This is a genomic window from Mesorhizobium sp. B264B1B, assembly GCF_020165765.1.
Classification (GTDB): Bacteria; Pseudomonadota; Alphaproteobacteria; order Rhizobiales; family Rhizobiaceae; genus Mesorhizobium.
In genome coordinates this window covers 404,149-422,463 of the sequence record NZ_JAIUIS010000004.1, presented here as the reverse complement: position 1 = coordinate 422,463, position 18,315 = coordinate 404,149, and the positions used below count along the sequence as shown (strand labels likewise).

General features: G+C 62.9%; 16 protein-coding genes. 8 read left to right on the top strand and 8 right to left on the bottom strand.

Annotated features, from left to right (window positions below; all coding sequences use genetic code 11):
- The first annotated feature begins 203 nt into the window (after positions 1 to 203).
- The 4 genes from LB547_RS11230 to LB547_RS11215 all read left to right on the top strand — a co-directional run bounded on the left by LB547_RS11230 (position 204) and on the right by LB547_RS11215 (position 5,494).
- A complete protein-coding gene (locus LB547_RS11230) occupies positions 204 to 1,976 on the top strand; it encodes an AMP-binding protein (protein ID WP_140656601.1) in 1,773 nt (590 codons plus the stop codon).
- Positions 1,977 to 2,408: 432 nt separating this feature from the next.
- Positions 2,409 to 3,224: a DUF427 domain-containing protein gene (locus tag LB547_RS11225; protein WP_224655866.1), complete on the top strand. Its 816-nt coding sequence runs from the start codon at positions 2,409 to 2,411 to the stop codon at positions 3,222 to 3,224.
- A 29-nt stretch (positions 3,225 to 3,253) separates the two neighbouring features.
- On the top strand, positions 3,254 to 5,017 hold the full coding sequence (locus LB547_RS11220; RefSeq protein WP_140498357.1) for an MOSC and FAD-binding oxidoreductase domain-containing protein: 1,764 nt from the start codon (positions 3,254 to 3,256) through the stop codon (positions 5,015 to 5,017).
- A 21-nt stretch (positions 5,018 to 5,038) separates the two neighbouring features.
- Entirely contained in the window at positions 5,039 to 5,494 is a 456-nt protein-coding gene (locus LB547_RS11215; protein WP_140560413.1) for a VOC family protein, read from the top strand.
- A gap of 54 nt (positions 5,495 to 5,548) precedes the next feature.
- Here LB547_RS11215 and LB547_RS11210 read toward each other — a convergent pair whose 3' ends face one another.
- Genes LB547_RS11210 through LB547_RS11200 form a run of 3 tightly spaced genes read right to left on the bottom strand, consistent with a single transcriptional unit; the run spans position 5,549 to position 7,288 of the window.
- Positions 5,549 to 5,905 (bottom strand): hypothetical protein, encoded by a 357-nt coding sequence (locus LB547_RS11210; RefSeq protein ID WP_181172752.1) that lies wholly within the window; start codon positions 5,903 to 5,905, stop codon positions 5,549 to 5,551.
- A 42-nt stretch (positions 5,906 to 5,947) separates the two neighbouring features.
- Positions 5,948 to 6,820 (bottom strand): NmrA family NAD(P)-binding protein, encoded by an 873-nt coding sequence (locus tag LB547_RS11205; protein WP_140498355.1) that lies wholly within the window; start codon positions 6,818 to 6,820, stop codon positions 5,948 to 5,950.
- Between the two features lie 45 nt (positions 6,821 to 6,865).
- A complete protein-coding gene (locus LB547_RS11200) occupies positions 6,866 to 7,288 on the bottom strand; it encodes a DoxX family protein (protein ID WP_140763356.1) in 423 nt (140 codons plus the stop codon).
- Positions 7,289 to 7,405: 117 nt separating this feature from the next.
- Here LB547_RS11200 and LB547_RS11195 point away from each other — a divergent pair, with 117 nt between their 5' ends.
- On the top strand, positions 7,406 to 8,311 hold the full coding sequence (locus tag LB547_RS11195) for a LysR family transcriptional regulator (protein WP_140623960.1): 906 nt from the start codon (positions 7,406 to 7,408) through the stop codon (positions 8,309 to 8,311).
- A gap of 195 nt (positions 8,312 to 8,506) precedes the next feature.
- On the opposite strand, the gene LB547_RS11190 is transcribed toward LB547_RS11195, so the two are convergent.
- The 3 genes from LB547_RS11190 to LB547_RS11180 form a co-directional block, all read right to left on the bottom strand.
- On the bottom strand, positions 8,507 to 9,424 hold the full coding sequence (locus LB547_RS11190; protein ID WP_140763353.1) for an NADP-dependent oxidoreductase: 918 nt from the start codon (positions 9,422 to 9,424) through the stop codon (positions 8,507 to 8,509).
- Positions 9,425 to 9,578: 154 nt separating this feature from the next.
- Entirely contained in the window at positions 9,579 to 10,280 is a 702-nt protein-coding gene (locus tag LB547_RS11185; RefSeq protein WP_224655865.1) for a nitroreductase family protein, read from the bottom strand.
- 130 nt (positions 10,281 to 10,410) lie between these two features.
- Entirely contained in the window at positions 10,411 to 11,367 is a 957-nt protein-coding gene (locus LB547_RS11180; RefSeq protein WP_140763351.1) for an AraC family transcriptional regulator, read from the bottom strand.
- A 260-nt stretch (positions 11,368 to 11,627) separates the two neighbouring features.
- Here LB547_RS11180 and LB547_RS11175 point away from each other — a divergent pair, with 260 nt between their 5' ends.
- Entirely contained in the window at positions 11,628 to 12,581 is a 954-nt protein-coding gene (locus LB547_RS11175; RefSeq protein ID WP_140763348.1) for a DMT family transporter, read from the top strand.
- A gap of 12 nt (positions 12,582 to 12,593) precedes the next feature.
- Here the strand turns inward: LB547_RS11175 and LB547_RS11170 are convergent, their stop codons facing one another.
- Positions 12,594 to 14,030: a PLP-dependent aminotransferase family protein gene (locus tag LB547_RS11170; RefSeq protein WP_140763346.1), complete on the bottom strand. Its 1,437-nt coding sequence runs from the start codon at positions 14,028 to 14,030 to the stop codon at positions 12,594 to 12,596.
- A 597-nt stretch (positions 14,031 to 14,627) separates the two neighbouring features.
- Between LB547_RS11170 and LB547_RS11165 the strand changes: the two genes are divergently transcribed.
- Together LB547_RS11165 and LB547_RS11160 are read left to right on the top strand one after the other, a co-directional pair.
- On the top strand, positions 14,628 to 15,752 hold the full coding sequence (locus LB547_RS11165) for an acetylserotonin O-methyltransferase (protein ID WP_224619146.1): 1,125 nt from the start codon (positions 14,628 to 14,630) through the stop codon (positions 15,750 to 15,752).
- Between the two features lie 121 nt (positions 15,753 to 15,873).
- Positions 15,874 to 16,401 (top strand): c-type cytochrome, encoded by a 528-nt coding sequence (locus tag LB547_RS11160; protein ID WP_140498540.1) that lies wholly within the window; start codon positions 15,874 to 15,876, stop codon positions 16,399 to 16,401.
- A 148-nt stretch (positions 16,402 to 16,549) separates the two neighbouring features.
- Here LB547_RS11160 and LB547_RS11155 read toward each other — a convergent pair whose 3' ends face one another.
- Positions 16,550 to 18,094, bottom strand: a complete 1,545-nt coding sequence (locus LB547_RS11155; protein ID WP_140763343.1) for an alpha/beta hydrolase — start codon at positions 18,092 to 18,094, stop codon at positions 16,550 to 16,552.
- Positions 18,095 to 18,315 lie beyond the last annotated feature (221 nt).

The window sequence follows — 18,315 nt, the reverse complement described above, 5'->3', positions numbered from 1 at the left end:
TATGCTACTAATATTGGTACGGTGATGATTTGCGCCCCCGCCCTTCGAGGCGGGTTTTTCGTTCTGCGCCATTCTCACGACCCTGCCATTCTTATGACCGTGGAAGGCGGCGCGGTCCGCCTTCGAAGCTTGGCTCTACCTTCGGCGGGATTTCCACCGTCCCGGCAGGCTGATAGGCTCGGATGTCCTGGGAGGAGAGAGCGATGCCGGTCAATCTCGACGAGCTGAAGAACGCCACCAGTTTGCGCGGACGCGGGGCGCGCGCCGGCAGCGTCTTTGTCGCGCCCGTCGACGGCAAGGCGCACGTCTCGGGCGAGCGCGGCGTGCCGCTGCTCGACAAGACCATCCCCGCGCTGTTCTCCGACACGGCCGGCAAATACGGCACGCTCGATGCCGCCGTCTTCGTCGGCCAGGACAAGCGCTTCACCTGGAGCGAGCTGTCCGACACGGTGGATGCGCTGGCCGCCGGTTTCCTGGCGCTGGGCCTCGAAAAGGGCGATCGCGTCGGCATCTGGTCGCCCAACCGCTGGGAATGGCTGGTGACGCAGTTCGCCACCGCCCGCATCGGCCTGATCCTGGTCAACATCAACCCGGCCTACCGGCTCACCGAGCTGGACTATGCGCTGAACAAGGTCGGCTGCAAGGCTCTGGTCACCGCGGCCAGCTTCAAGACCTCGGATTATATCGGCATGATCGAGACGCTGGCGCCGGAGATCGCGACGGCCACGCCCGGCAAGCTTAGGGCACAGAAACTGCCGGCGCTCCGGATCGTCATCCGCATGGGCGAGGAGAACTCACCCGGCATGTTCAACTTCGCCGATGTGCTGGCCATGGCGGGGCGCGACGAGCATGACAGCCTCGACCGCATCTCCGAGGGGCTGAAGCCGGACGACGCCATCAACATCCAGTTCACGAGCGGAACCACGGGCGCGCCCAAGGGCGCGACGCTGACCCATCTGAACATCGTCAACAACGGCAATTTCGTCACCTCGGCGATCAGGTTGACGGTGGACGACCGGCTCTGCATTCCCGTGCCGCTCTACCATTGCTTTGGCATGTCGATGGGCACGATGGGCTGCGTCACCAAGGGCGCGACCATGGTCTTTCCCGGCGAGGGCTTCGATGCCGGCGCGACACTGAACGCCGTGGCGCAGGAACGCTGCACCGGCCTCTACGGCGTGCCGACCATGTTCGTCGGCCTGCTCGACCATCCCGATTTCGCCGCCTTCGACCTGTCCAGCCTGCGCACCGGCATCATGGCCGGCTCGCCATGCCCGATCGAGGTGATGAAGAAGGTGGTGTCGCTGATGCATATGTCCGAAGTGACCATCGCCTACGGCATGACCGAGACCAGCCCGGTCTCCTTCCAGAGCAGCGTCGACGACCCCTTGGAAAAACGCGTCTCGACTGTCGGGCGCGTTCATCCCCATGTCGAGGTCAAGGCCGTCGATGCCGATGGCGCAACCGTTGCCGTCGGTGCGCCGGGCGAACTCTGCACACGCGGCTATTCCGTGATGAAGGGCTATTGGGACGACGAGGACAAGACCCGCGAGGCGATCGATGCCGACGGCTGGATGCATACGGGCGACCTCGCCACGATCGATGCCGAGGGCTATTGCAACATCGTCGGCCGGGTCAAGGACATGGTCATCCGCGGCGGCGAGAACGTCTATCCGCGCGAGGTCGAGGAGTTCCTCTACCGGCACCCCAAGGTCAGGGAGGTGCAGGTGTTCGGCATTCCCGACGCCAAATACGGCGAGGAGCTCTGCGCCTGGATTGTGCTCAAGCCCGGCCAGATCGCCACCGAGCAGGAGATCAAGGCCTTCTGCGCCGGCCAGATCGCGCATTACAAGGTTCCGCGCCACATCCGCTTCCGCGCCGAATTGCCGATGACGGTGACCGGCAAGCCGCAGAAATTCCTGATGCGCCAGGCGATGGTCGAGGAACTGGGGCTGGTGACGCAGAAGACCGCGTGAGGGGAGCGCGGGGCGGGAAGGTGCGGTTGCCGAGACGAGTGTGAATGTCGCATTTCGGGGCCGAAAGCGGACTGGCAGGTTATAGGCAATGCGCCTGCCAAAGTGGACAATCGCTGGGGTGGTTGAATGGCCGATTGCTGCTGCGCCGCGCCGATTTGATCGACCCATATAGCGTGCGAACGGCCGTCCCTCAGCCGGCTTGCAGTCGCCTAGCCGTCTTCCGCGAAGTGGGTGCGAATTTCCGAGCGCGCGAGCCGCTCTGGAAGTTTGCGATCGGTGGTGGAACCAATTTCTCGGACTTACGTTGCAAATAGCTATTTGCGGCTCTGCCGCGATATCGGGAACTGAGCAGTGGGACTGTCTTGGCAACAAGGTCCTCTCTCGACGGGAGCCATCGGTCGGTTTCTCGTCCCCGAAGCGTTGCCCAAGAGAATGTTATATGTGGAACGGCTGCGCCGGCGCATGCGCGTATTGTTTGGCGGGGTTTGGGTTGCCGAAAGCGACGACGTTCTCCTACTGTTTGAACCCGCCCGCTACCCGGTAGCTTATTTTCCGGAGTCCGACATTTCAGCACATGTGTTGGAGCGGACAGAGCAGATCACCCAACATCCTGATCTTGGGTCTACTTCATGGTACACTGTCCGGGTAGGCGAGCAACACGTGGCGGCCAGAGGAGCGTGGCAACACACGAACCTCCCTGCCCATGCAACAGAACTCCAGGGACGATTGGCGTTCGCATGGCGCGCCATGGATGCCTTCTATGAAGAAGACGAACGAATCCTGGGTCATGCTGCCGACCCATACCATCGCATAGATATTCGACAGAGTTCTCGTCACCTCGTGGTCCGCTACAACGACCGCGTCGTTGCGGATACCAGGCATCCATTGGGCCTGTACGAATCCGGGTTCGCTCCACGCTGGTATGTCCCTCGTGATGACATCCACGAGTCCTCCCTCACAGCGGTAAAGCTTCAGACGTTCTGTCCCTACAAAGGGCTCTGCAGCTATTATTCTATTGGCGACGCTCGTCAGGCGGCATGGTCCTACACCGACGCCTATCCCGAAGTCCGCCGCATTTCCAACCTTGTGTCGTTTGAGCCGGACATAGTTTCGGTCTCCCTCGACGACGTTCAGCTTCATCTCGAGCCTGGCCAGACGGTCGCCCCTCACGGTCCTGATCGAAATCTCGATGTGGCCGAGTTGGAGCGGGCACCTGGTGGAGGCCCCGAAATGATTGCCGGCGGCTAGCTACCGGTCGCGATTAAACGGAGCGGAGCATGGCGCGACTATTGTCCGTGAACGTGGGGCTTCCGCGCAACATCTCTTGGAATGACCGCACAGTATACACCGGCATTTTCAAAAACCCGGTAGCCGGACGTTGTCGCGTTGGCCGATTGAATTTGGACGGCGACGGTCAGGGCGACCTCGCCGGGCACGGGGGCGAGCAGCGGGCCGTCTTCGTCTATCAAATCGCATCATATCGCTACTGGCAGAAGCACCTGAACAGGACCGACTTCGTCTATGGTCAGTTCGGCGAAAACTTCACGGTCGAGGGCTTGCCAGACGATGCAGTTTGCATCGGAGATCGATTTCGTATTGGAGGCGCGCTTTTCGAGGTCACTCAACCTCGCGTCACATGCTACCGGGTTGGCATCCGCATGGACGAGCCCCGAATGCCGGCATTGCTGACTTCCAGCGGCCGGCCAGGATTCTACTTCCGAGTTCTGCAAGAAGGCGAGGTAGGAGCGGGCGACGAAATCCTCAAGGTGGGCGAAGCGAATGAACGGGTAACCGTCGCTGAGCTGAATGCACTGCTTTATTCACCGGAACATCCCCGCGTCGAATTGGAGCGCGCGGCGCGGATCAAAGCGCTTTCGCCAGGATGGCGGGGTTCTTTTGAGGCTTTGCTGCGCAGCCAATCGACCGGCGTAGAGAGCGGCAATGCCGGGCTCGCTCCGCCAGCCGCGTTACACCCTGCTGCTCCCGGATTTCAGCCGCTCGCGGTGGCTGATCTAGAGCAGGAGTCCGTGGACGTCGTCTCTCTGTCGATGCGGCATCCCGATGGAAAGCCGCTCCCGCCCGCTCTACCTGGTCAATATATCGTGCTGCGCCTTCGCCCGACCCGTTCCAGTGCTGCGCTATTTCGCAGCTACTCGCTCTCGGGCCCACTCTCGGAAGAGCGCTACAGAATCAGCGTCAAGATCGAACCGCACGGGACGGCCGGCCTTTTTCTGCGGGATCATGTGCGGATAGGCGATCTTGTCGACGTAAGCTCGCCGCGCGGAAGCTTTACATTGCAGCCTGGGCAGAGCCCCGTGGTACTGCTCAGCGCAGGCATCGGCGCGACACCTCTTCTGGCAATACTGTACGCGCTGGCGGCAGCCCGGGACACGCGGCAGGTCCTCTGGCTATACGCGGCTCGCGACAGACGGCACCATCCTTTTGCAGCCGAAGTCCGCCGTCTGATGGCCAGTCTCCCCCATGGTCGCAGTTATGTCTGCTATAGCAGGCCAGACCCGGTCGACAGACTCGGCGTCGATTTTGATGCAACCGGCCACCTATCATCATTGGTCTTCAATAGTGTCAGTATCCCGCAGGACGCGGACGTCTATCTCTGCGGACCTGTCGACTTCATGGCAGACATGAAAGAGGCGCTAGCCGCATCGGGCGTCGCCCCGGATCGCGTTCGTATCGAGATCTTCAACGGGAGCGAGCCGCTGAACCCCGGTGTTGTTGCCAGCGAGCGGCGCGCGCCACATCTGCCGGAAGGCGACACCGATGCCGGTCCGCTGGTCTCCTTCGCTCGAAGTGGTGTAGCCGCCCATTGGAACCCTTCAGTGTACCGGAGCATTCTGGAGCTGGCAGAGGCCTGTGACGTTCCCTCCCGGTGGTCATGCCGAACCGGTGTTTGTCACAACTGCGAAAGTGGGTTGATATCAGGCGCGATCGCCTATGAGCCTGAACCGCTTGAAAGGCCGGCCGACGGCAACCTTCTCATTTGCTGCTCGCAACCGACCCGTGATCTAGTCATCGATTTGTAAGCTAATCGAAGGGGACGGACTATGAAGTCTGGCACAGCCGCGTTCGGAACATTATCGCTTGAGGTTGTCACACTGCCGATAAGCGATATCGATCGTGCGCTCCGGTTTTATGTGGACCGGGTCGGCTTTGCGCTCGATGTCTACTATGCGCCGAACACCACCTTCCGTGTGGTCCAGCTCACGCCGCCTGGCTCCCACTGCTCAATACAATTCGGCAGAGGCGTTACGGACGCGCCCGCAGGGTCGCTTCGCAACATCTATCTTGTCGTTACGGATATTGAGACTGCGCGAAGCCGGTTGCTCGAACGCGGAGTCGAAGTCAGCGAACTCAAGCACAAGGCTCCGATCGACGGCTGGGGTGGGGCGTTCGCCCCAGGTTTCGACCCCAACCACCGCGACTATGCCAGCTTCGCGGGCTTCTCGGATCCAGATGGCAACACTTGGGTGCTGCAGGAACGGGGACACCCTGATGTGTGATGCGCGAGCAGCGCTGTGAAATCGCAAAAACGCTGCGGAGTTAGGCTACTTTTGTCAGTTTCGCCGCGTTTCAGCCATTGGCGGTTCGGGATTCAAATAGCCGAGCAGACAGCAGATGCAGAGACCCAAGCCCACAAGGGGGTACTTCAGCGCAATCATTGCAGCCACGCCGAAGAGGGCCAAGGTCGTAAAGGATCGGACGCGCATGAGCCTGCGTACTTTGGGCGAAATCTTGACGCTGCTTCGCCGATCGAGCAGCTCCCAGATCAGCCCGATGTAGGTTGCATTCACCAGAGAGAAGGCGGCTGCGTAAAAGGCTACGGGCTGCGGCTCCAGTTCGCTCACCGCCATCCAAGCAGTGGATAGCGGGAGCAGTGAGATCGAAAACAAATGCGCGAAATTGAACCACATGAGGTGCGGTGCAGAAGCGGGAAGTCTCCGTCTCTCCCGGACTTACGCCTTGGCGGCGTTCTGTGCAGCCTCGAACACATCTCGTGCGGGCGTCGTACCGGCTACGTGCTCCGTACTCGCGGCGCCGAGGTCCATCCATCCCGCGTTCACGGCCTCGAACATTTCTTCGGCAGGTCCGGAGCGGCCCTTGGGGATGCCGAATTGCTCGAAGGCTTCCGCCCAGCGTGCACGCGGGATTGCAAAGGCTTTCACGTCGCGATTGAGGACTTCACCCAACTGCCCCGCGACGTCATCGGCGGTGACCATCGAACCAACCTCGATGACGCGCTGCCCTGACCACGCCGGCCCGGTCAAAACGGATGCGACCTCCGCGCCGATGTCGTTCGTCGCGACCATGGTCGATTTCCGGTTTGTCGGATTGTAGTAGACCGGTAGCGTTCCGCCCTGCGCGACCTGCAAGCCGTAGAGGAAGTTTTCGAAGAACCCGCCGGCGCGCACAAATGCGATTGGCGATTTCAGGTCGCGAAGACCTTGCTCCAGAAGCGACAGGGCCGTGATCACCCCGTGCCCGCTGGTTCGGTTCGCGCCCATCGACGAAAGCGCAACCACGCGCGGCGGCGCTGCCTTGGTAAGCGCCTCGACATAGTTTGCAATCACGCCCTTTGCTTCCTTGTAATCGGGCGAGGGCGCCCAGACAGGGGGCAACATGACGAACGCGCCTTCGACGCCTCCGAGCGCTTGCTCGATGGCTGCCGGATCATTCCAATCGCCCTCCACCAGCTCCACGCCCTTGTTCGCCCAGTTGGCCGCCTTCTCGCGATTGCGGACGAGCGCGCGTACATCCTTGCGGTGCGCCAACAGATGTTCTGCCGTTGCGCCGCCAACTTTTCCCGTGATTCCCAGTACTAGAAACATGTGTTTTCTCCTGATGTCGAGGGACAGGGCACTGCCCCGGTTGGTTCAATGGATGAGCGGTAGAATGGCCCGGACTCGGGGATCGCGCAGATAGAGGCCGCCCCACGCCAGCGCGCCCAGAAACAGGGAAATGATCTCCGGCGGCGATCCCAACTCACCAATGCGGACGTGGGCGCAGATGGCACCGCCCAGAAAGCCCGTCACCAGGATCGCGCCGAGGACGGCGGTGGCCGGAATGGCGTAAAGAATGGCGCAGGCGAGTATGATCGGCCCCACGACACGGGTCAGGTCCATCGTGAACCCGGTTTCCTGCAACATGCTCGCGATTTGTGCCGGCGCGAGAAGCTGGATGGTGCCGTCTGCCACCAGAGCGATAACGACAAGCGCGCTCATGATCCGGCCGGCCCACAGGGCGCGATGCAAGGTCACGGTTTCTGCTGTCTGGCGCGGGTTCATGGTTTCGGACACTTGTCGTTCTCCGATGGGGAGATCCCATATCCGAAACTTACTGTGCCTCCTGAGTGTGATAAACACTGAGAAAATGAACCAACTGTTCTCTTTATAAAAAACAATAGAGGTACGAAAATGCAGAATCTCGAGCACGTCCTCATTTTCATAACGGTAGCGGAAATGGGCAGCTTCACCCGCGCGGCCGATAGCCTGGGCATCCAGAAGGGGAGGGCCTCGACGGCGGTCCGGAAGCTGGAAGAAGACGTCGGTGCCAGGCTCCTGCACCGCACGACGCGCAGCGTGCGCCTGACGGAGGACGGGCGCGCGTTTCATGCCCGTGCCCGCGATCTGCTGGCTGAAGTCGATGATCTGCACTCGATGTTCGCCGGCGATCGCGTGGCGCTTCGCGGGCGCTTACGGGTCGATCTTCCGACCGAAGTGGCGCGCACGACGATCGTGCCGGCCTTGCCGGAGTTCATGGCGGCTCACCCCGAGTTGGAGCTGGAGGTGTCGAGTACCGACCGGCAAGTCGATCTGGTTCAAGAGGGGTTTGACTGCGTCTTGCGACTTGGTCCCATCGGAGACGAGACGCTGATTGCCCGCCCGTTGGGCCTGTTGCGCATGGTCAACGCCGCCAGTCCCGCCTATCTGGCGCGCTACGGCGTCCCTCGGTCGCTGGACGACCTCCAGCGCCAGGAACATCGGACAATTCATTTTTCGACGATGCTGGGCGCGAGACCGCATGGATGGGAATATCCGGACGGCGACGGCTACGCGACGCTTCAGTTGCCAGGCGCGCTACACGTCAACAGCGCGCAGACCTACGACGCTGCCGCCGTCGCCGGCCTTGGCCTGATTCAAGCGCCACTCCTGGGGATTGGCCAATACTTGAAGAGTGGAGCGCTGGTGGAGATCATGCCCGATTTGCGTCGCCGGGCGATCCCCGTGTCCTTCGTCGTAGCACATCGCGGCAATCTGTCGCGCCGCGTCCGCGCATTCATGAAATGGATCGAAGATGTACTGGCGCCGTATCTGGAATAACGAGACGAACATCTTAGTCCCGCCTCGAAATCAACATTCTGGGTATGTCTGCCGGTCGGCGGCCCGGCGGGCCAACAGAATGCGACACCGAAACCGGCGGGGCCGACATGAGATATCGCTGCTCGCAACCTATCCGGGGCCGCCCGTCTGGACGAAATCGGGGAGAGAGGAACCGTCCCTCTCTCCCCCAAGACCTCACGGGCGAACGCGGATGACCGTTTTCCCCGCGCGTCGCTCGGTCGAGTTGAAGGCGGCGATCGCCTCGTCGAGAGGAGCGACTTTGCCGATGTTCGTCCGCAGCCGTCCGTTCCGCACCCGCTGGACGATCTCGCTCAGCTGGGCACGATCGGCTTCGACGACGAAGTCGACCGCCAGGCCATCCACGGGCCTCGCCTCGGCCGGGCCGACGACAGTCACCATCGTGCCTCCGGCTCGGATCAGCGCCGCGGACCGCTTCTGGATGTCGCCGCCGATGACATCGAACACCAGATCGACGCCGCGCACGTCTTCGAGGGCGTCGTTCTCGAGGTCGACGAATTCGTTTGCGCCGAAGTCGAGCGCCTTCTGGCGGTCGGCAGAGCGTCCGGTGCCAATGACGTAGGCGCCGGCCTCTCGTGCGAGCTGCGTCACCATCGACCCGACGGCGCCGGCCGCGCCATGCGCAAGGACGCTCTTCCCCGCCTGAAGACGGCCGTGCTGAAACAGTCCCTGCCACGCGGTCAGGCCCGAGATCGGCAGGCTAGCGCCCACCGTGAAGTCGACATCGCCCGGCAATGGCGCGAGGTTGCGGGCCTCGGTGGCGATATACTCCGCCAGGGTGCCGTCGCGATACCAGTCGGCGAGGCCGAACACCCGCTGGCCCACCGACAGTCCCGTCGTACCGTAGCCCAGGGCGGTGACCACCCCGGCCAGCTCGTGCCCGGGGATCGATGGCGTCCGGTCGCCGTCGACGCGATCGGTCCAGGTCGAGGGCCACGTCAGCTCGGTCGGGACGAACCCCGACGCATGGATCTCGACGACGACATCGTTTATCGCCGCCTGCGGCTCGGGCCGCTGCACCAATTTCATCCCGGCCGTTCCTGCAGCTTGGTCCGTCACTACGATCGCTTTCATGGGAATTGTCTCCTCAGACATTTGTTGGTTCGGGGTAATTTACGGGCGTGGAATGTCTTCAATCTCTCACGCAATCAGCCATTGGCGCGGCGCCTTCCACGAGAGCGGCAGTTCTTGCCATCCTTGTCTCCGTAAGATCTGGAGTTGCCGGGGATTATGCAAAGTCCAGGACATCGGCCACCGGCATGCGCGGCTTCTGCGGCCAGTTGCCGGCTCGCTCCGGCCCGACGGTCAGCAGCATGACCGGCACTTCGTCTTCGGCCAGGCCGAACTCGCGGTGCACCGCCTCGGCGTCGAAACCGATCATCGGTGTCGAACCCATGCCCAGCGACCGGGCCGTGTAGATGATCGCCGCGGTGCCAAAGGTCGCGGAGCGTACCGCCTCGTCCCGCTGGCGCTGCGGCTGATCGTCATACAAACCGCGAGCGGGGATCTCCCACTCCGGCACCAGGTGCGCCGGCATGATGCCGGCTTCCACCACGGGCGCCAGGCGGGCTGGGACGGTGCTGGCATCGGCCAGCCTGCCGATGATGATGAAGGTCACGGCCGCATCGGTGATCGCCGGCTGATTCCAGGCGATCGGGCGCAGCCGTGCCTTGGCTTCCGGCGAGCGTACGGCGATGAAGCGCCAGTTCTGCAGGTGGAAGGAGGTTGGCGCGGACGTGCCGATACGCACCAGGTCGCGGATTTGGTCGTCGCTCAGGGTGGCAGCGGGATCGTAGTACTTGGCGGCGCTGCGGCTTAGGATCGTTTCGATGACGGCATTCGTCGCGAAAGCGTTTTCGCTCTTCCCGGTTTGCGCGAAGATCTGGGCGGCTACGCGGGTTGCGGGTCCGGTGGTGGCGAGGCAGTTCATTGGATGGCTCCCTTATCAAGTGATTGCGGAGCCCAATCTACGGGGAAGAGTGATTATTTCGAGGCTGAATTAGCTCAATGTGATGCGCGAAAGGATCAAATTGCGCTTTCTCGATTCCGGACCGCGCGTCTTACTCGCCCTTGTGCGCCAGTCGCCGCCACTCCCCCGGCGTCATCCCCGTCCTTTCGGCGAAAACACGCCGGAACGCCGAAACGGATTGATACCCGACGGTCTCGGCCACGGCCTCGGTGCTGATCGCCGGCTTCTTCAACTCGTTGGCGGCCAGGCTCATGCGGAGATCGGTCAACAAATCGAGCGCGGAGCGACCCAGCTTGTCCTGGAACTGGCGCATGAACGTAGCGCGCGACATCCCGCACAAATCGGCCAGATCGGGTAGTTTCCAAGGCCGTGCCGCATCGGCGAACATCGCGGAAATGGCTGGAGCAAGCCGTGGATTGCCGGCCAGGGCCAACAAGCCTTCGGGGGCTTTCCCGGATTGGCTCGCCGCGCGCAGTACCAGTGTGAACAGGGCCGAAGAAAGCGCGTTGAGAATGGCGCGTCCTCCGGCTCTGTCTCCGGCGGACTCCATTCGCATCAGCGTCACCAGGCCGGCCAGTTGGCTGGAGGCGGAGCCGATGCCGTTTTCTTCATCGCCGTCCTTGGACCGCGCCACCAGATCCGCAGGCAGGTAGTTGCGGACCAGCCGATCATGGGGTGGTGCGATAAAAAATCGCCCACACAGCAGATCCAGTTGCTCGCCCTGGCCATCATTCTCGCTCAGCATCCATCCGGCAGCCCCCCGCCGTTGCTGGGTAGGGATTGGTATTTGCCCGCTGCCGTCGTGCAGCACATGCGCCGCGCCGTGAGGCAGCAGCACAATATCTCCACTCACCAGCTCCCTTGCTGCTCTCGTGTCCGGATCCTCCAAAATGGCCCGGCCCCTGACGATGACATGGTAGGGAATTTCGTTTGCGGCAGCCTTGCTCCAGGCAATGCGCCACGGCGCACCGTAGGCGCAGCGGACCTCGAGCTGGCCGGTAACGGTGATGATTTGCAAGAGATGGCTGAGCCAGTCCACTTCAGACATTGGACCTCGAAAACCGGAAATGGTGAAACATCTTATCGCAATTGTGCACTGGTTCTATCTGTCGCTCACATTTCCAAACCCGGCTACGCTCGCGCCTGGATCGCGAGCGAGCCACCGAGCGCCGCACGATCGGAACAGGGGCCTGTATCAGGCGCCGCGGCCAAGTGCAGTTTCTTTCGCCTTTCAAAACGGATGCACGACCCAACCGCGCAGGCTATATTGTCGCATCGGGCCGACGTCATCGAAGGGGAGGGCATGACATGCAGGCAATGCCGATAGCGCACCACGTCGCGCAACCCAAGGTCGTGCCCTCCGTGACCGGCTATTCGGCCGCCGTCCTGTGCTGGCTGCTTTCGGCTGGCGTCTATATCGCGGCCAAATGGGTGGCGCCTGAAATGCCGCCCTGGGGCCTCTGCTTCTGGCGGCTGACGCTTGCCTGCGCCATCCTGCTGCCGATCGTGCACCGTCATCACGACGCGATGATCGGACTGTTGCGAACGCGCGTCGTGGAGGTCGTCGCGGTGGGGGCGATCGGCCTCACCCTGTGCCAAGGTATGATCTACCATGGCCTCAACGACACCGACGCCACCACGGCCGGCATCATCATGGCGCTGTCGCCTGTCATGACGATGGTGCTCGCCCGTTTCGTGCTTGGCGAGCCGCTCGGGCTGTGGAAGTCGCTAGGCGCGCTGGTTGCGCTCGCCGGGATGATTTTCATCGTTGCCCACGGCAACCTGACGGCGCTGCTGCAACTCAAGTTCAACGCCGGCGAGCTGTGGATCGTCGGCAGCGCGTTCTGCTGGGGCCTGTACACCGTGCTTTTGCGCCGTGCCAAATTCGGCATCGAACTCCTGCCGATGGTCGTGCTGCTGCTCGGCGCCGGTGCGCTGGTCGCCTTGCCGTTCCATGTGTGGGAATTGTTCAACGACGAACGCTCCGCCATGGACGTCCACAGCATTCTCGCGCTCGCCTATCTGGCCGGTCCGGGCGGCGCCTTGATGTACTATCTCTACAATAAAAGCGTGGAAACGCTCGGTGCGAGCCGAGCGAGCATGCTGCTCTACCTGCAGACGGTGTTCGTCGCTGTGTTAGCCTATCTGCTGCTCGGCGAGGGCTTGCACGATTACGATCTGGTCGGCGCGGCCTTCATCGTCACCGGCATCGTACTCGCCACCGTGGTCAAACCCAGGCCAGCTCAACCACGCGTGGCGTAGATAAATTGAAGGTCAGGACGGTTCACTGTCGAAACAGGCGCGCAGCAAATGCAACCCTTCTTCGATGCGGGGCGTCGGAATGGCGCCATACCCCAGCATGATGCCGGCTCGCGGTATGGCGTTCACGGCGAACCGTGACAGGATCTGGACGGCGACGCTGCGATCGGCTGCACGGCGCGCGACCTCGGCGATCTGGTCCGCCGACATTTTCCGGGCAAGAGCGGTGAGATGGAGCCCCGTTGTCGATGGGATGAGTTCGAGATGATCGGCAAAATCATTGGCGATGGCGTTCGCGATGATCTGGTGCCGTTCCCGGTAGATTGCGTTCACCCGACGGATGTGACGCGCAAAGGCGCCCTCATCGATGAAGCGCGCGAGCGCTGCTTGCGCCGGGGTCGATGAATGCCAGTCGCTGACGAATTTCGCTTTGTGCACGGCCGCTCGCAGCGATGGCGGCGTCAATATGAAGCCCAGCCGAAGCGTCGGCAGCATTGTCTTCGAGAAGGAGCCGACGTAGATGACCCGGCCTTTTGCGTCGAGCGTCTGCAACGGCTCGAGGGGACGGCCCCCGAAACGGAACTCGCTGTCGTAGTCGTCTTCGATGATGGCCGCGTTATTTCGCTCGGCCCAGGCCAGCAGCGCCTGCCGGCGCGGCAGCGTCATCGTCACCGAAAGCGGAAATTGATGAGACGGCGTGACATACACGGCTCGGACTCCGCGCGGTAGCGCATCAACGACCAGGCCCTGGCGATCCACCGGTACACCGACCACACGAATACCCAAGGCCTTGAACAAATGCCTCGGAGGACCGTAGCCCGGATCTTCAATGGCAATTGCATCGCCCGGTGCCAGCAGGACGCGGGCCAGGACATCCAGTGCCTGCTGCGTACCGTTTGTGACAATGATGTCGTCCGCAGCCGCCCCGATCCCTCGGGAGATGCCTATGTGCCTGGCGATTGCGACCCTGAGATCGTGATGTCCGGCGGGATGCTCGTAAGTGCCGGCGGTCGCTTCGCCCGAACGCAGCGCCCAAACCACCGACCGCCGCCACGCCCCGTGCGGAAACAGCGAAGCATCGCAAAACCCGGCGTGAAAGTCGAACCGAACCGGCTCGAATGCGGGTGGTGGGGCTATCGCCTCCCAGATCTGGCGTGGCTGGAGCACGCCGGTAGATCGGCGTCCGGTCTTTTCTCGCCCGGCCGGCACGACCAATTCGCTGATGAACGTCCCAGACCCCTGCCGGGATGTCACGAACCCTTCCGCGGCGAGCCGTTCATAAGCCACGGTCACGGTGGCACGCGACACGGCAAGCGTCCGCGCCAGTTCGCGGCCAGGCGGCAGAGGGTCGCCGGGCCGCAGCCGTCGATCCAGAACGGCGCGCCGTATCTGACGATAAATCTCGCCGCTGAGATTCTTGCGCCCGACCAGGCTTATGTGAAAGGCGGTCATTGTTCAGCAACTGGAATTGGCTGACGCAGGCACTGGAATTCAGCCTGCCACCAGTCCTCCTGCGTCCTGCCGGCTTAGCGGCAGCGCCCTGCAAGTGTCGTCATGCCAATTGGAATTGGACTGGCCAAGAATCCATGAATTGGCACTTCTATCGGTCCTCTAGCCTCCTTACCATTGCTTCGGCGGCAAGGGAAGAAGCGGATGGCTGGCTATGGGAGGCTGAAATGCCTCGAGCGGAGACTCGAATCCATCACCCGTCGAGCGTGCGACTACCTTGGTCTGTGCCGAAAACCACAGTCGCGGCCCTCAAGACTTGGCAATTATCCGTCTCAAGAGGTCGGGCAATCGCGGATTTGTCCCCCGAGCTGTTGAGGGACATTCGGGTCCATGCCATCGATCTGCCGGACCACGGGGCCGATCCTACGCCGGTCGCCACGGCTGACCCTATTCGCGCCATCGGCGCGGCCTTGCGAGCACAAGGCCGCCGCCGCATGCTGGTGGACCATTCGATCGGCGGCATTTTCGAAACCCGCGCCGTCGAGACCACCGCGCGGCTCGAAGCTGCGAACCAACCGTCAACATTTTGGGGAGAGTGCCATGCCCAACCATCAGCGCTCTGCTACGCGCACGACAACGCTTGCCCACCAGCCCGGTTCGATCCCGGGCGAGACAGGGCTGCGCGCGGCCGACCGACCAATCGTCACCAAGCAAGAGCTTCCTTCCGCTGTCCCACTGATGGCGCTTTCGACCGGTTTCTGGGCCTTCAAGACTCTGGCCGCCGCGCACGAGTTGGACCTCTTCAGCCGCCTTGCGAGCGGCGCCGCCATCACGGTTGCCGGTTTGGCGGAAGCGCTCGGCCTGCATCAACGACCGGCCGAGATGCTGTTGACCGGCTGCGCTGCACTTGGGCTCCTGGAGAAAACGGACGGCCGCTATCGCAACACGCCCTTAAGCGAAACTTATCTCGTGAAGGGTAAGCCGTATTACTTCGGTGGCTTCGTGCAGATGGCCGACAAGCGACTCTATGCGGGCTGGGGAAGGCTTGCAGAGGCGCTGCGCACGAACCGGCCAACCACATGGGATCCGGCAGTGCAATCCTCGATGTTCGAGGGCGAGGATCCTACGATGCTGGCGCTTTTCTGGGAGGCGATGCATTCGCTTTCCACGATGACCGCGCGCAAGCTCGGCGAAGCCGTGGATCTCAGTCATTTCCGCCGCCTCCTGGACATCGGCGGCGGATCGGGCGCGTACGACATCGAGCTTTGCAAACAATATGGGGCGCTGCGTGCGACCGTGTTCGACTTGCCGCATGTCGCCGCGATCGCCGCGGGAAAGATCGCCGAGGCCGGCTTGACCGACCGCATCGAGACCGCGGACGGCAATTTCTTCGAACAGCTTCCCGGGGATCACGACGTGCATCTCCTGTCGATGATCATGCACGATTGGGACGAGGCGAAGAACCGCGCCCTGCTGCGCCGATCCTTCGAGGCTTTGCCAAGCGGCGGCGCGGTCGTCATCAGCGAGCTTCTCGTCAATGATGAAAAGACCGGCCCGGCGCCGGCCGCGCTGATGAGCCTCAACATGCTGATCGAGACGGAAGGACGAAACTACACCCCGGCCGAGTATTCGGCGTGGCTCGAGGAAGCCGGATTCAGGCACGTCGAGACGGTCTGGTTCGATGCTCCCGCCGCGAACGGCGCCGTGATCGGCCGCAAACCGTAAGGCGCAACGTAGAGCGGATCAGGTGCGCCGCAATCGGCTGGCCGGGCTGCGTAACGGCAGCCCCCGACGGGAGCACGACAAAGGTCATAGGAGAAGCCAAGAACAACCAAGGGAGAAAACCATGTTTCCAGCGTCAGTTCGTCTCGCATTGCTCACGGCCTCGGTCGTCGCCCTTCCATCATACGTCGCCGTGGCCGACGACGCGCAGGTCGCGCGTGGCGAGTACCTGGTCACGATCGCCGGCTGCAACGACTGCCACACGCCCGGCTACTTCTTCGGCAAACCCGATATGTCGCGCTTTCTTGGCGGCTCGGATGTGGGCTTTGAGATACCTGGCGTCGGTGTCTTTCCCGGTCGAAACATCACGCCCGACAGGGAGACCGGCATCGGCAGCTGGACCCCGGAGCAGATCGTCGCTGCGATCCAGACTGGCCAGCGGCCGGACGGCCGCACCCTGGCGCCGATTATGCCCTGGCCTGCTTTTGCGCATCTCACAGCGGACGATGCCATGGCCATCGCGGCGTTCCTGCAAAGCGTGAAGCCGGTAAGCAACAAGGTCCCGGGCCCGTTCAAGCCTGGCGACACGGTGTCGACATCCATGATGCGGATCATCCCGCCGGGCGGAACCGCTGCCGCTGCACCGAAATAGGCCGAAAACCGGCCTTCCACCGGACGTCGTGTTCGACGCCGCCCGGCGTCGTCCCGGAGCATGGCCAAAATGGCATCCGCGCCGGCCTCGCCATTCGCGGCCCATTTGCACACGCGGAACTGACGGCGGCAGATGCCGCATCCGCGCATCAACTGCTTCGTGCAAGCGCGCCGATGCTGTCGAGCAGCGGCTGTTGGTCGCCGACCCAAAACCAGTGGTCGTCACCGGCGATCTCGATGAACCGCGCGCCCGGGATCCCGGCGGCCAGGAGCCGCCCTGCCTCGACGCGCACGGCGCGGTCGCCGGACCGGTGCAGGACCACCGTCGGGGCCGAGACTTTTGCGAGCAGGGAACGGACATCGGTATCACGCAGCGCTTCGAGCAGACCCGCGACCGCGCCGGGGCTGGAGGCTGCCCTGAGCAATCCCGCCCACCAGGTCTCCGCCTGGCGGTCTCCGGAGAGGCTGGGGGCGAAGGTCTCGATTTCCGCCGGGCCGCCCCAGCCGGCGATCAGCCGCTGCTTCCACAGATCGTATTGCGCGGCGGTCAAGGCGAAGGGACAGTCCGACGCGCGGCTACCTTTCGCGAGCGAGCCCCACAGGACAAGGCCGATGAGCCGATCCGGATGATCGATGGCGAAACGGACACAACCCGGCCCGCCTTCCGAGGCGCCGATGAGCAAGGCCCGGCTGCTGCCGGCCGCGTTCATGACTGCCAGAATATCCTGCGCTGTCGTTTCGACTGTGGCACGGACACCGACACGGTCGGAAAGTCCCATGCCGCGCCGGTCGAACAGGATCAGGCGGCCCAAGCGCGAAACCGCTGATATCCAGGCGCGGCAGCGTCTGTCTTCCCAGATACGCTCGACATGCGAAATGAAGCCGGGAACAAGCACGATGTCCGTCAGTCCGCTGCCGACGATCTGATAGGCGAGATGGATGCCGTCCACTTCGACGTAGCGCGTCCTGGGCACGTCCAAAGTGACATCTTGAGTTGGCTCCCGCACCAGGGCAAGCGTGGCCGGGTCCGGCGCTACGCCGAGTTCGTCTCGTAACAGCCGGACACAGCTTTCGGCCTGGCGCTCGGCTGCCGCCCTGTCCCCGGCCGCCAGGTGGGCGCGGATCAGGTGACGGTGCGCACTTTCGCTCAAGGGGTCGAGTACCGCCAGGCGCGTCGCATGCACCACCCCGCTGCGTGGTTCGCCGCCGGCGATCTTCGCTTCGATGGTACGCTCCAGCGTCTGCACCAGTCGGCTACGCAAGGCCTCGCGCCTGAAAAAGACCCATTCGTCGAATTCCGGACAATCCGGGAGTGAGAAGCCGCCGAGATAGTCGCCCTTATAGATGTCGGCCGCCTCGTCGAGCGGGCCGACATTGCAGGCATGCTCGAAAATCTTGGAGTCGAGCTCGACGAAAAGCGCCGGGTGTAGGCTGAGGGATGCCCCCGTGGCGGCGATGACCTCCGTGCCGAACGCGATGCGAATTTTATGCAGTGTGCGCCGAAGGCGTGCTCGTGCGGCTTCTTCGTCGGTTTCGGGCCACAGAAGCGTGGCGGCGACCTCGCGCGCCACGGGCCCGCCGGCCTCGGCGACATAGATGAGGAGCGCGGCCGCCTTGCGCAAGGCGAGCTCCACCGGCTGCCCGTTCAGACGGAACTCCGGAAACCCCAGAAGTCGGAACTCCAATCTTTCCATCGACCCGTACGCGGCCGAGCGGGGACGTTCAGGGGACGCCGGCCTTCTATCCATCCCACGACGTCGGGCCGATCGGGCCCGATCAGGAGACTCCTTGGAGCGAGAAATGTCACCGGTCAATACTCTCAGCCAGCATTGCACGTCCGAGGCCATTGCCGGGGGTGGCGTTCCCATCGGCGTCAAGAACGCAGGGAAAGGAGGCTGAGACATGTGCCAATCCT